Consider the following 12334-nt stretch of genomic DNA (forward strand, 5'->3'; position numbering starts at 1 on the left):
GTCCTTCAAGCGCCTCGGCTCAGACCTTCTCCGAACTCACGCGTGGGTGCTCGGCGGTGAGCAGCCCGATGTCTTCCACATCGGAAGTCAGGATCGTCACCCGGCCGGGATGCTGCAGGGCGGTCGCGCACAGCATGGCGTCGATGGCGTACTTGTGGCCGTGCAGCCCCGCTGCGCGCAGCAAAGCGCCGGCGGATTGCGCGACGGCCTGGGTCACCGGCTCGACACTCAGGCGGGACAGGGTCCACTTCAGTGCGGCATCGTTGATCTTCGGGTGGATCACCTCGACCAGCACGGCGGCTGAGGTGATCACTGGCAGGTCCGCGTCGCGAGCCGCCGTCAGCCACTCGTGGATTTCCCGATCACGCTGTACGGCCTTCGCCAGGCCCTCGCTGTCCAGGACCAGGGCACCGCTCACGCGGCTGCTCCGGCATGTGAAGCGCCACCGGTCAGCCGGGCACGCTTGGCCGCCACGGCCTCGGGGTCGGCCGGGCCGTGCACCTTGTCGAAGTCCGCGATCAGCTCGTCCAGGTTGTCCCGCTCGATCTGCCGCTGGGCCGCCTTCTCCAGGTAGGCCGAGACGCCCCGCTTGCCGACCCGCTCACGGATCGCCTGCAGAGTTCCGGCAGTCAGGGTGACGGAGATACCACTGGTGGGGCCGTCGCCGGGCAGGAAGTCCACGTCCTCATCAGTCATGCTTCGAGTATGCCATTAAAAATGGCATAGCGCGTGGCAAATGCGCGGGATTCCGACCATCGCGGAGGAATCCAGCGCCGGAGGCTGGTGGGCGTATGCAGCCGCAACGCCGCTTCAACAGCCGATCTCCGCACGGGACAGCCGGCGCGGAGTTGTCCCCCGGCGGCGCCAGCCTCCCCCTTCCGGGATTCCGTGCCCTCCGCGTGCCCGTAAGGACGGAAAGCCACGGTCAACAGCGGTGTATTCCGGCCCACACGACCACCCCCAAGGCCGAGGCAACTGTGCTGGTCAAAGCCATGGAGTCCGCCCAAGCGCCATCGCTTCCCAAGCTGAGAGCGCGAGTTCGATTCTCGTCACCCGCTCCAGCAGAAACCCCCAGGTCGTGGACCTGGGGGTTCTTTGTTGTCTAGACCGGTGGGCTAGGGCCGCACCACTAGCGCACCACTATGGCCAACCGCACCACTCGGCTACATGATCGGAGGCAGGATCGGGGGCAAGCCAAGATTCTTGGCGGCCGAGCGCAGGAACTGCTTGCGCGGCTTGCCGTTGACCATCTCGTCGAAGGCCCGTCCCGCCCAGATCAGGCACATGGCCACGGTTGCTTCTACCACAGAGGCGGCATCCTCCCTGGGCTCGCTGCGCAGGCTCGGGGGTTCGGTCGACCACTCGACGAAGGCGGAAGCGCTCGTTGCGCTCGGATGGGCAAAGCTGCAGAGATAGCGGTACACGGAGTAGAGCTGCCTCTTGGGGTCGACCTCGTCGCACTGTGCCTGGAACTTGCGAAAGATCTCGCTCTCGTCGGTCTTCTCGACCGGCTCGCCCTTGATCGCGTCTATGAGGTCCTGCGGCACGTTGAACCCCTTTCGCATGTCCTCGGCAGCGGCCCGGTTCAGTCGTCCTCCCTCAGCAAACACGCCGAGTGCACCAGGGTCGCCCTTCTGCGAGAGCCAGTGCAGGCTGATGGTGGTCTCGAACATGGTGCGGAGCAGAATCAGCGCCTCATGGCGGTATCCGTGGTCGACGAGATTCAGGGACGCTTCCGCAAGACGGTGCACCTCGTTGCACCAGCCATGCCCAATGAGAACGGACCGGTACTTGCGCTGCTTCGTCTCGATAGGGCCGACCGTCCGGTAGTTGGCGATCAGCTTCTCGGCGACCTCACGGTACTGCTGCGGTGTGACGCTACTCATGTGCCTTCCCGTCTCGAATGGGAGGAGGTAAGGCTACTTGAGTACGAACACACTGGTTCGCGAATTTTTTCCAAGTACTTACTCCCCCCTCCTCTTCGCTAACCGGCGTGCGTGTGAGCACCGTTGCTCCCCATGCGTGGAGTGGCCCCGTCGTCACGAGCTGGCTTGCTGCGCCTGGTCGTGCTCCTGCTTCCGACGTTCGGCGCGCACCATTCCGTCCAGCCCGGCGGCGACCTCCCGTTGCCGCTCGGCGTCGGAGTGCTGGTAGATCATCGCGGCCTTCTCGGACGACTGGCCCGCGCGGACCATCGTGTCCTTGAGCGTGGCGCCTGATCGGGTGGAGAGGGTGTGTCCGGTGTGACGAAGGTCGTAGAACCGGAAGCCGTCCGGAAGCCCGACAACCTCTCGGGCCCGCCGCCACTTCCGACCGAAGGACGAGCGTCGGAAGGCCGCGCCCTTCTCGCCGACGAAGAGAAGACCATTGGGTCCCTTCTCGGCGTACCAGTCGAGGTGCCGCCTCAGATCCTTGTGGAGGAAGGCCGGGAGGACGACCGTACGGAACACCCGCATCGCTCTTGGTCTCGCCGGGAGCCCGCTTGCCGTTGGTCCGCTGGGGTTCGGCGACGCGGACGTGGATCAGCAGGTTGTCGAGGTCAACATCTCGGCGGCGAAGGCCGGCGAGTTCCTCGGGCCGCATCGGACCGTACGCACCGAGGTAGACCATGAGGCGCCAGCGAATCCCGATCGCGTCGGCGAGGGCGTCGACCTGGGCGACGGTGGCGCCGCTACGTGGCTGGTGGCCGTCGTGGTCATCCTTGTAGTGGCGCGGACTGGCGAGGCTCTCGTGCAGGCAGCGGGCCGTTCGCTTTGCGCGACCAGAGACCAGCGGCGATTGTCGGTCCGGGGCGTAGTTGGTGGTCTCGCCGAGGCCACCAGCTTCGCGCCGTAGAGAGTGTCAAGCTTCGGCCTCGTATCTGACACCAACGCCTGACACCAACAGGTACGGGCACCGGCGATCAGCGCCGAACCTTGGCGGACGGTCAGCCGAAGACCACGACCGGTTGACCGTCGTCGCCGACCCCCGATGGTCGACCTGATAAGGATGAGGCCAGACCTCAAAGCCTGGGCCCTGACACGGGCGTCATGCGCACCATCGGTCGGGGGCCACCGCCTTGACTCAGTCATTGAGACTCCACCGACCTTGGGTGCGCATCAAGTCGTGATCACCGACCGGTCCGGGTGTGGCCCGCGCCAGGCAGACCGGCTATCACGCGACCTGTTGGCCAAGCAACCGCGACCGTAGCGACCCAGCGCTATGAGAGACTAACTCTCAGCAATGATCACGGGAGGGGTCATCTTGGCCGATGTACTGATCAGGCGGGGCATTTCGGGGCTTCCGAGGGTTCCCCGCCAGGGCGACCGGGGGAACTACCCGTACGAGGCAATCGTCGTGGCCAAAGTCCTTCGGGCTGCCGGGGTGACCGTAGAGTTCGAGGACGCTAAGCCGGAGCGGGATTACCACACACACGACTCGGCCGACATCTGGCTGCCCGTCATCGAGTTCGCCAGGGATGTGGGTAAGGACCTGGCCGTCGCAGCAGTGACTGCGGTGATCACCCGCTACATCGTGAAGCGACAGCGCGGGGCCAACCCTCCATCCCCCGAGGAGGTCATCCCTCCGCCGGTAATCCTGCATCTTGAGGTCATCAGGGAAGGTGACCGGACCAACCTGCGGCTCGACGGACCGCCCGAGGCCGTCCTGAAGGCGATCGAGGAGATCGACTGGCGCGGAGGGAACGAGCATGGTCAGCTCCCCGAGGACTGAGCAGGAACTGTACGAGCGCTGCGTCGCCAACCTGGAAAACGCGCGGACATCTCAACATCCCGATGCAGCAGCGAAAGCGACCCTGCTCGGGCTGCGTAGCCAGCTCAAGGAGGTCATGGATCGCTCAGAATTCCGCGATCCAGCCCTCTTCGAGTCAGCCCATGAACTCGTGGATGAGGTCGGAACGCTTCTCCGTCGTCACTACTCCGAATCCTGTATTTTGCCCTACCGCGACGGCTCCTACTACCGCGAGTGCCCGGTGGATCTCGCCCATCTGCGGGTGGGCCTGAGCCCTGAGATCCGAGTGCTGGAGTCCGAGTGTTCGATCTGCAACCTCGACCCGGAGGACTGCGATCACCTGCCCGGCGAGATGTACGACGGCCAAGAGTGCATGAGCGTCATCACCAAGGCCGAGGCAACGGCCGTGGCCATTGTGACCAACCCGCGGCAACTGGTCACCAGGTTCACCAGCATCCCGGCGGGGACGACGGCGGAACTCAGCGCCGCCTTGGGCCCAAAGTTCCACCCCGGCGTACAGCTCAACTGCGACCGATGCTTGTCCGGCTGCTCCGGGCTCAATCGTGACTTCGCCGGCGCCAATCACGGCTAAAGGTAAGCCGAGGGATCGAACCCCTAATGCGCTGGTCACACCTACCTGCGACGCCGGACGTGCCAACCCGCAACCAGCACGACCAGAAGCAACAGCACGAACGCCCAAACGGTCGTTGCTGCGTCGTAGGACCGGTACACGATGGCCAGCATGCAGGGACGGATACCCGGCATGCGGCGCGGCAGCCCTGCACCACAAGCGCACCAGATCGAGCAGGGAACAGCGGGGAACCACGGTGAAAGCGGCCAGACCCGACGGGACCGCATCGCGGCCGTTCGCCCAGGTCAGTGCACGAACGAGCCGCGAATGCCCGCAGCTTCCCAAGCTGAGAGCGCGAGTTCGATTCTCGTCACCCGCTCCAGAATTGAGGGCCAGGTCCGAGACCTTGGCCTTGTTCGTTGTCCAGTCCGGTAGGTGGCACACCACGACCGCATCACGGAGCGGCGTTCCTGGACGAACGGCCTGCCCGGGGCACGTACGAGTAGCGGGACCGCTCAGCCGATGTCAGACCCCTGCGGAATCATGACGCTCGGAAGCCGGGTCGACCTTGCTGGAGGGGCACGTGGTGAATGCCGACCTGATACGGGACCTCGGCAGGTCAGACCGGTACGAGGCAGCAGCAGACGCGTTGGTCACGTTCGGCGCCGACGGGGTGGAGCAGTTGGTGCGGGAGGTGATGGACGCGGAGTCCCCGGTGGACTGGCGGCCGATCACCGCCGTACTCGGGCGGATCGGGGAGGCAGGGTTCGACGGTCTGCTCCAGGGGCTCGTCTCCGCGTCCACCGAGGAGTCCCTCAAGCGAGTCGGCTTCGCGTTCTCCCAGCTCGGCGTGGCCGTTCTCGACCGTTACACCGCAGCCCTCGCCCACCCCGCGCCGCTCGTGCGCCGTCAGGCCGTCCGTGGGATCGAGCACTGCGGCGAGGCCGGCCAGTCGGCCGCCGTCCTGCTGCCGCTGCTCGGCGACCCGGACCAACAGGTCGCGCGGCAGGCCCAGGACACTCTGATCCGAACAGGCGAGCACGTGCTTCCGCTGCTCCGGCACGTCCGGGAGCGGGGGCCGGGCCGGCAGCGGGCGCGGGCGTTGACCGTACTCGCCGAACTCGGTGGCGAACCGGCGCTGTCGCGCGCCGACATGGCCGCGATCGAGCGACTCATCCGCATCAAGCTCCGAGACGATCGCCCCGAACCGCTGTGGGCCTGCTGGAACTACTGGATGGCCGTCCCCAGCGGAGACCAGGCCGGGATCATGCGCGTCCTCGGCCTGACCGCCGCACGGCCCGTGACCTTCGCGCTCGGCAACGACATCGTTGACGCAGACGGCCACGGCTGCGACACGGACGAACACACCGGCTACGAACGGGTCTTCGTCACCCCGGAACTCGATGGCTGGACCCTCGTCCTCGGCGCCTGGTGCGACCCGCACGGTCAGGAGCGCCGTGAGGACGTGCTGCGCCTGTGCACCGAACTCAGTGCCCGTTACGGCCGGGCCCAGGCGTACTACTACGGTGGCCAAGGCGACGGCTCCGCCTGGCTTGTTGCCGAGCACGGCACGGTGATCCGGCGTTACGGCGAAACCGGCGAGGCGGAGGACGAGTTGCTGACGCTCGGCGAGCCGCTGCCGTACGAACGAGCACGCCGCACGGAACTGGGTCTGCACCCCGACTGGGACCCTGCGCAGGAGAGCGAGGACGACGAGGACGAGTGGCGGTGGACCGCTCACGACCTCGCCCCGGACATCGCCCGCTCCCTGGGCGCCGTAAGCCCACTCGACGTCACTGCCGACACACCGTCACGCGGCACCGGCGTCATCGCCCTGACTCCGTACGGTGTCGTCCACGGCGTACCGGCGGGCGCCTACCGCATCTGAGTCACGGCGGCAAGGATCGCGCCGATACTCCGTGCTCGACAATCCCTGCCCTCGATGTGCTCCCGCAACGGCGTCCTTCCGGCCGGCGCACGCTTCCCGTGCTCGTCCGCCCGCCGACCGCCTCGAAGGGCTCTCGACGTCTCGGAACCGACGGCGTGCCCGTAGCGTGCCCATAAGACCGGTAAACCACGGTCAACAACGGTGCGATCCTGTGCTCCAGGGCGTCACACCAGAGCACGTATGCCCAGGTCAGAAGCCATCCGGCTGCCCAAGCGCCGTCGCTTCCCAAGCTGAGAGCGCGAGTTCGATTCTCGTCACCCGCTCCATGATGAGACCCCAGGTCAGTGACCTGGGGTCTGTGTGTTGCTGGAGAATCCCCCGGACGCCGACCCGTCGAGCACACGAAGATCGGGCACGGGGAGGGCACGAGTGCTTGGCGGATGCCACGCAGCCACCGCTCACGTTTGCCAAAGGGCGCCGACGGCCTGAGGTTCGTGGCTGACTTGGCAAACGTTCGCATGTCCTGGCCCTCGGCCTGCCGTTCCCTCGGTGAGGCCGAGTCACGTGCCCCAGCGCCTGAAGGCGACGGCTGACCAGGTCCTGTCTGTGGAGGGGGCTTCAAGACCAGGACGCTCGCGTCAAAGTGGCGGATCGTCGGGCAGCACCCGGAATGCCTTGTGACGGCCCAGCGGGCAGACAGCCCGGAAGTCGCACCGGTCGAGGGTGAGAATCGCGTCCAAGTGCGGAGCTCGATCGGCCCGCGGGCCGCAAGACCGCCGCGGCCGCCCCGCCGGAACCGCCGTGTGGCCTTCCTCTCGCTGCTGGGGTCTCGGCGCGTTCTCGGCATGTCGTCAGTTGATGGCGACGGCAGCCGCGCCCAAGCCGTCGAAGGAAGTCACGGCGCTGCGACCGGACAGACTCGACGGCAACAGTGCGGCCCGGGAGAGCAATTCCTGTGGTGACAAAGTGAGAAATCAACACGGCGCACGAGAAATATTCCTGAGATGGGAGACGGTCAGGAATTATTCACCGCGTGGGGTCGCTCACGCCGTGCTACTGTCAGTATCAGTTGCAGGTGTGGTTGCCAGAATGGTTTTTCCGGCGGCTGATCATCACGGCGACACGGAAAGCGCAAAGAGCGTATTCCTGACACCGTCTCCGAAGGAGAAACAAAATGGCTACTGGCACCGTGAAGTGGTTCAACGCGGAAAAGGGCTTCGGTTTCATCGAGCAGGACGGCGGCGGCGCCGACGTCTTCGCCCACTACTCCAACATCGCCGCCGAGGGCTTCCGTGAGCTGCTGGAAGGCCAGAAGGTGTCGTTCGAAATCGCGCAGGGCCAGAAGGGCCCGACGGCCGAGAACATCGTTCCCGCGTGACGCGTCGGCACTGACGCATACTTCGCAGCTGGGGCCCGCACCTTGGGGTGCGGGCCCCAGCTCGCTTCATTTTCAGGGCGATTCAGCCCTGTTTTTTTTCGGCTCGTTCTCGCGATTCTCTGCGCCGTTCGTTTTACTGCGGAAATTCCTTGATACGCGCCCACGTCGAGGAAGGTTCCACATGAACCGCACACGCACGACTCGCACACGCACGACTCGCACATACGACCGCTTCGGAGGAAGTGCTGCTGTCGGCCGCTCCGGTGTTCAGAGCCGCTCCAAGGGCAACGGAAACCGGCAGGCCGCACAAGGTGAGTTCGCACCACCGAAGACGACCACACCGGCGTTGCCCGCCGTCGAGACGTTCGCCGATCTCGCCATGCCGACGCTGTTGCTGGCCGCGCTCGGCCACGAGGGCGTGACCGTACCGTTCCCCATCCAGGCGGCGACCCTGCCGAACTCCCTGGCCGGCCGTGACGTACTCGGTCGTGGCCGTACCGGGTCGGGCAAGACGCTCGCCTTCGGCCTCGCGGTAATGGCCCGCACGGCAGGCCGGCGCGCCGAACCAGGGGAGCCGCTGGCCCTGATCCTCGTACCCACCCGTGAACTCGCCCAGCAGGTCACCGACGCGCTCACCCCGTATGCCCGCGCCGTCCGGCTGCGGCTGGCCACCGTGGTCGGCGGAATGCCGATCGGCAGGCAGGCCAGTGCGCTGCGGGCCGGGGCCGAGGTCGTCGTCGCGACACCGGGGCGGCTCAAGGACCTGATCGACCGGGGCGACTGCCGACTGCGGGACGTCGCCGTCACTGTCCTGGACGAGGCCGACCAGATGACCGACATGGGCTTTATGCCCCAGGTCACCGCCCTGCTCGATCAGGTGCGGCCGGAGGGCCAGCGGATGCTCTTCTCGGCGACCCTGGACCGTAACGTGGACCTGTTGGTCCGTCGCTACCTGACCGACCCGGTGGTCCACTCCGTCGACCCGTCGGCCGGTGCCGTCACCACGATGGAACACCACGTACTCCACGTGCACGACGCGGACAAGCACCGGACGACCACCGAGATCGCGGCACGGGACGGCCGGGTCATCATGTTCCTGGACACCAAGCACGCCGTGGACCGGTTGACCGAGCACCTCCTCAGCAGCGGCGTCCGCGCCGCCGCCCTGCACGGTGGCAGGTCCCAGCCGCAGCGCACCCGGACCCTGGCTCAGTTCAAGGACGGTCACGTCACGGTGCTGGTCGCCACCAACGTCGCGGCCCGCGGCATCCACGTCGACAACCTCGACCTGGTCGTCAACGTGGATCCGCCCGGCGACCACAAGGACTACCTGCACCGTGGCGGTCGTACGGCCCGTGCGGGGGAGTCCGGCAGCGTCGTCACCCTGGTGACACCCGGCCAGCGCCGCGGCATGAGCCGACTGATGGCCTCGGCCGGCATCACCCCGCGCGTCACTCCGGTGCGCTCGGGTGAGGCGGAGCTGAGCCGCATCACCGGCGCCCAGGCGCCGTCCGGTGTCCCGGTCGTCATCACCGCTCCGGCCGTGGAGCGTCCCCGCCGCACGTCTTCTCCGTCCCGTGGCCGTCAGGGCCGCACCGGCCAGGGGCGGCCCGCCGGCGCGGCGGTGCGCCGCAGGGCACCGCGGCGCACCACCGCCGACTCGGCGGCCTAGGCCCTGCACGACCCCGGAGCCGCAGCGGTCTCCCCGGGCCGCAATGGCCACCAAGCCGACCAACCCGTACCGCAGGAGGCATTTGTGACGCCCACTCAGACGCAGTGCCGCGTGGCGGACCCCGCATCGACGACCGTGGTCGACGGCATGGATGCGTACGGGCCTCGGGTCTGTGACGACATGACCGTCGAGGTGGCTCTGGCCGTCATGGCGGGTGCACGTGTCGAGTCCCTGACTGTGTGCGACGGCGACGACCAGAGCACGGGTTCGATCACTCTGGCCCGACTCGCCGTTCTCCGTGCCAGTTCCACGTACACGGACCGCATCCGTCTGCGGGACGTCCTCGGCAGCCGGCTTCGGCCTGTTCCGGGCCGCGGCTGATCCACCCCGCCCGGGTGAGTTCCTTTCCGTCATGCCTGGGAGGCATCATGCGTTGTGTCATCGCTCGGTACCCGTTCGACCTGACCAAGATCGGGGTGCTGGCCTCGATGAAGGGCGTCAAGCCCGAGCTGGTCACGGGCGCGTCCGTGACCATCGGCCGCCGCCGCTACCCCGTCAAGCAGGTGGGCCAGGTCACCACGGGACAGGACCGCCGTGACTTCACCGTCGGCGAAGTCACCCGGGCCATGGCGCGCCTCGGTTTCACCTGCCACGACGGCCCCGAGGCCGCGCCCGTGAGCGTTCCCCTTCCGCTCCGGGCCCCGTCGGCACTGGTCGACGGCACCTGCCCTGTGGACGTGTGAGGACGGGCGGGTAACCGCCCTCAGTATCCCGGTGGGGGCTCTGTCGACGCGTGTCGACAGAGCCCCCACCGCTGTGTCCTCGTCCGCTCGGAGACTCTTGGCCGAGCAGCGGGCGGGGACGGCGTCTCACCGGTCGAAGTAGCTGAAATCACCCACGGTCCATGCGCTGACGTCCTTGATCGCGACTCGGTACATGCCGCCCGTCTCCGGGATACCGAGGCTGCCCTGCAGGATCCGCGCGAGATGGAAGTGCAGATGCGTGGGATCTCCGCCGCGGCCGGGCCGTTCCCCTCGTGGGCCGCCGGTGAAGACGTCGGAGAACGGGCCGAGGCGGTCCGATCCCTTCAGGACCTCCGCCACCCGCTCCCTCCACACGGCCTCGGGCGCCAGCCGGCCGGTGATGACGGCGCCGCCGACGACCACGGTCAGCGACATCTGATTGCTTCGCTCGGACTCCACCGCGGCGGAGAGAGCGACAAGCAGTTCATCGGGGTTCGACATGAGAGCAGATCCTATTCAGCTGCCTGTCTCGGGCCCGCCCCGCGGGAGGTGAAGCGGCTTCGCGGCCGCGGGAGGCGGTTCTTGGCCGAGCGGCGAGGGCCCCATCCGTCGTGGCGCCGCGCGCGACGGCCCAGGGGGAGGCCATCGTCGCAGCTGGCAGGATTCCTCCTCTGCCATAGGGGTGAAATCTACTCTTGCCACAGTAGACATTACCTCGAGGCATGGTTAAGCTTCCTGTCGTAGAAGACGGTCGAACGAGACCCGGCAGAAACGAACTGGCGGGTAGCTGTACACGAAGTTCGCAGGTCAGTGCGGCTCTTGAGCCTCGAAGCCAAGGTTTCCCAGAACGGCGACGGAGCTGGGAGCCGCACTGGGCGGCTCGCGTGTCGAGGAGCTGCCGCAGCAGTACCGCAGTGCCGATTTCATCCAGTGGTTGGTTCAGAGAGGAACGGAGGAGCAGACGCCATCAGGATCGCCCGGCCCGAGAAAGCACTCGGCCCGGGTACCGCAAGACCCCGGAATGGATGGTGGTCCCCGGTCAAGCAGCTGCGATCCCCCGCTACCCCGCCCTCTGCCGGGCCGGGTAGCGGAAACAGAAGGTCGGCACAGCAGTAGGGCCGACAGATGGTGTTGAATTTCCTTCGGGGCCTTGGTGCCGTACGGCACCAAGGCCCCTCGACGCGTTGCACAGCGAGGTGACATGACAGCGGACAACCCTCTTAGTGATTTTCTGGATGACGACGACTACCCCGCCTACACGATGGGCCGGGCAGCCGAGATGCTCGGCACCACCCCGGGCTTCCTTCGAGCCATCGGCGAGGCTCGTCTGATCACTCCGCTCCGTTCGGAGGGTGGGCATCGCCGGTACTCCCGCTACCAACTGCGGATCGCCGCTCGTGCCCGCGAGCTCGTCGACAGGGGCACCCCGATCGAGGCCGCCTGCCGCATCGTCATCCTCGAGGACCAGCTCGAGGAAGCTCAGCGCATCAACGCCGAGTACCGTCGTGCCGCGGACGAGGCGGCCGGCAGCTCCTCCGGTTCCAGCTGATCGCGTGGGCGCGGGCCACCCGGAGCGCCTTGTGGTGGCCACACGAGAGTACGGGCCGGAAGTCCCGCGGTCGGGGTGACTACACCGTCGGCTGTCGTGGGAGCGACGGGATGGAGCTGGGGCTGCGTGCCCTGGGAAGTCGATGACGAGTTGTGGGCGGTGATCGAGCCGCTGTTGCCCAGAGTCGAACGGCGGACCCGGCATCCGGGGCGCAAGCGGCATCCGGACCGGCTGGTGTTTCAGGGCATCCTGTTCGTGCTGCACACCGGGACTGCCTGGGAACACCTGCCGCAGGAGCTCGGCTTCGGGTCGGGCATGACCTGCTGGCGCCGCCTCGCCGAGTGGACCGAGGCCGACGTGTGGCCCCAGCTCCATGAGGCGCTCCTCGCCAAGCTCCGCAGCGCGAACGCCCTACCTGATGACCGACGCCACCGGCATCCCGCTCGCCGCCACCCTGACCGGCGGCAACCGCAACGATGTCACCCAGCTGATCCCACTGCTTCAGGCGGTACCGCGCGTGCGGGGCAAACGCGGCCGGCCTCGGCGACGCCCTGACGTGGTGCTGGGCGACCGCGGTACGACCACGACAAGTACCGCCGTGGTCCGGGATCTTGGCGTGAGGCCACTGATCGCCCGTTCGTGGCACCGAGCACGGCTCCGGTCTGGGCATCCGACGCTGGGTCGTGGAGCGAGCATTCGCCCACCTGCACGGGTTCCGTCGCCTACGGATCCGCTGGGAGATACGCGACGACATCCACGAAGCATCCATCACCCTCGGATGCGCACTCATCTGCCGGCGACGCC

The 12334-nt window shown here is 67.2% G+C and carries 12 protein-coding genes and 3 pseudogenes; 9 read left to right on the plus strand and 6 right to left on the minus strand.

What is annotated here, in order from left to right:
• Positions 1-19 precede the first annotated feature (19 nt).
• The 4 genes and pseudogenes from ACGFZQ_RS39465 to ACGFZQ_RS39480 all read right to left on the minus strand — a co-directional run.
• Complete coding sequence (locus ACGFZQ_RS39465) at positions 20-418, minus strand: type II toxin-antitoxin system VapC family toxin (protein ID WP_393844458.1); 399 nt, start codon at positions 416-418, stop codon at positions 20-22.
• A complete protein-coding gene (locus ACGFZQ_RS39470) occupies positions 415-696 on the minus strand; it encodes a hypothetical protein (protein ID WP_393844459.1) in 282 nt (93 codons plus the stop codon). Before ACGFZQ_RS39470 ends, ACGFZQ_RS39465 begins: the two co-directional genes overlap by 4 nt.
• Before the next feature lie 467 nt (positions 697-1163).
• The gene (locus ACGFZQ_RS39475) at positions 1164-1886 is read right to left on the minus strand and encodes a DUF5677 domain-containing protein (RefSeq protein ID WP_393844460.1); all 723 of its coding nucleotides are present in this window, start codon (positions 1884-1886) and stop codon (positions 1164-1166) included.
• 153 nt (positions 1887-2039) lie between these two features.
• Positions 2040-2676: pseudogene (locus tag ACGFZQ_RS39480) on the minus strand (tyrosine-type recombinase/integrase); the annotation flags it as partial.
• A 567-nt stretch (positions 2677-3243) separates the two neighbouring features.
• Between ACGFZQ_RS39480 and ACGFZQ_RS39485 the strand changes: the two are divergent.
• The 3 genes from ACGFZQ_RS39485 (at position 3244) to ACGFZQ_RS39495 (ending at position 6188) form a co-directional block, all read left to right on the plus strand.
• Positions 3244-3711, plus strand: a complete 468-nt coding sequence (locus ACGFZQ_RS39485; RefSeq protein ID WP_393844461.1) for a hypothetical protein — start codon at positions 3244-3246, stop codon at positions 3709-3711.
• The gene (locus ACGFZQ_RS39490; RefSeq protein WP_393844462.1) at positions 3689-4321 is read left to right on the plus strand and encodes a hypothetical protein; all 633 of its coding nucleotides are present in this window, start codon (positions 3689-3691) and stop codon (positions 4319-4321) included. Before ACGFZQ_RS39485 ends, ACGFZQ_RS39490 begins: the two co-directional genes overlap by 23 nt.
• Positions 4322-4883: 562 nt before the next feature.
• Positions 4884-6188 (plus strand): HEAT repeat domain-containing protein, encoded by a 1305-nt coding sequence (locus tag ACGFZQ_RS39495; protein WP_393844463.1) that lies wholly within the window; start codon positions 4884-4886, stop codon positions 6186-6188.
• Positions 6189-6826: 638 nt separating this feature from the next.
• Here ACGFZQ_RS39495 and ACGFZQ_RS39500 read toward each other — a convergent pair.
• Positions 6827-6925, minus strand: a pseudogene (locus ACGFZQ_RS39500) (VapC toxin family PIN domain ribonuclease); the annotation flags it as partial.
• 437 nt (positions 6926-7362) lie between these two features.
• Here ACGFZQ_RS39500 and ACGFZQ_RS39505 point away from each other — a divergent pair.
• The 4 genes from ACGFZQ_RS39505 (at position 7363) to ACGFZQ_RS39520 (ending at position 9981) form a co-directional block, all read left to right on the plus strand.
• Positions 7363-7566 (plus strand): cold-shock protein, encoded by a 204-nt coding sequence (locus ACGFZQ_RS39505; protein WP_393844464.1) that lies wholly within the window; start codon positions 7363-7365, stop codon positions 7564-7566.
• Between the two features lie 181 nt (positions 7567-7747).
• Entirely contained in the window at positions 7748-9238 is a 1491-nt protein-coding gene (locus ACGFZQ_RS39510; RefSeq protein ID WP_393844465.1) for a DEAD/DEAH box helicase, read from the plus strand.
• 84 nt (positions 9239-9322) lie between these two features.
• A complete protein-coding gene (locus ACGFZQ_RS39515; protein WP_393844466.1) occupies positions 9323-9619 on the plus strand; it encodes a CBS domain-containing protein in 297 nt (98 codons plus the stop codon).
• Between the two features lie 47 nt (positions 9620-9666).
• Entirely contained in the window at positions 9667-9981 is a 315-nt protein-coding gene (locus tag ACGFZQ_RS39520; RefSeq protein ID WP_351748383.1) for an SCO5918 family protein, read from the plus strand.
• A 126-nt stretch (positions 9982-10107) separates the two neighbouring features.
• Here the strand turns inward: ACGFZQ_RS39520 and ACGFZQ_RS39525 are convergent, their stop codons facing one another.
• Positions 10108-10482, minus strand: a complete 375-nt coding sequence (locus ACGFZQ_RS39525) for a hypothetical protein (RefSeq protein WP_351748381.1) — start codon at positions 10480-10482, stop codon at positions 10108-10110.
• A 700-nt stretch (positions 10483-11182) separates the two neighbouring features.
• On the opposite strand from ACGFZQ_RS39525, the gene ACGFZQ_RS39530 reads away from it, so the two are divergent.
• Together ACGFZQ_RS39530 and ACGFZQ_RS39535 are read left to right on the plus strand one after the other, a co-directional pair.
• Positions 11183-11530, plus strand: coding sequence for a MerR family transcriptional regulator (locus tag ACGFZQ_RS39530; RefSeq protein WP_393844467.1), 348 nt, complete (start codon positions 11183-11185; stop codon positions 11528-11530).
• A gap of 126 nt (positions 11531-11656) precedes the next feature.
• Positions 11657-12324: pseudogene (locus ACGFZQ_RS39535) on the plus strand (transposase); the annotation flags it as partial.
• Positions 12325-12334: the final 10 nt, after the last annotated feature.

The organism is Streptomyces sp. NPDC048254 (assembly GCF_043201895.1).
Lineage (GTDB): Bacteria > Actinomycetota > Actinomycetes > Streptomycetales > Streptomycetaceae > Streptomyces.

What these genes read in the sequence shown, in the direction of transcription:
- ACGFZQ_RS39475 (WP_393844460.1), bottom strand. Translation starts at nt 1,886, where the DNA reads ATGAGTAGCGTCACACCGCAGCAGTACCGTGAGGTCGCCGAGAAGCTG.
- ACGFZQ_RS39490 (WP_393844462.1), top strand. Translation starts at nt 3,689, where the DNA reads ATGGTCAGCTCCCCGAGGACTGAGCAGGAACTGTACGAGCGCTGCGTC.
- ACGFZQ_RS39470 (WP_393844459.1), bottom strand. Translation starts at nt 696, where the DNA reads ATGACTGATGAGGACGTGGACTTCCTGCCCGGCGACGGCCCCACCAGT.
- ACGFZQ_RS39530 (WP_393844467.1), top strand. Translation starts at nt 11,183, where the DNA reads ATGACAGCGGACAACCCTCTTAGTGATTTTCTGGATGACGACGACTAC.
- ACGFZQ_RS39505 (WP_393844464.1), top strand. Translation starts at nt 7,363, where the DNA reads ATGGCTACTGGCACCGTGAAGTGGTTCAACGCGGAAAAGGGCTTCGGT.
- ACGFZQ_RS39520 (WP_351748383.1), top strand. Translation starts at nt 9,667, where the DNA reads ATGCGTTGTGTCATCGCTCGGTACCCGTTCGACCTGACCAAGATCGGG.
- ACGFZQ_RS39525 (WP_351748381.1), bottom strand. Translation starts at nt 10,482, where the DNA reads ATGTCGAACCCCGATGAACTGCTTGTCGCTCTCTCCGCCGCGGTGGAG.
- ACGFZQ_RS39510 (WP_393844465.1), top strand. Translation starts at nt 7,748, where the DNA reads ATGAACCGCACACGCACGACTCGCACACGCACGACTCGCACATACGAC.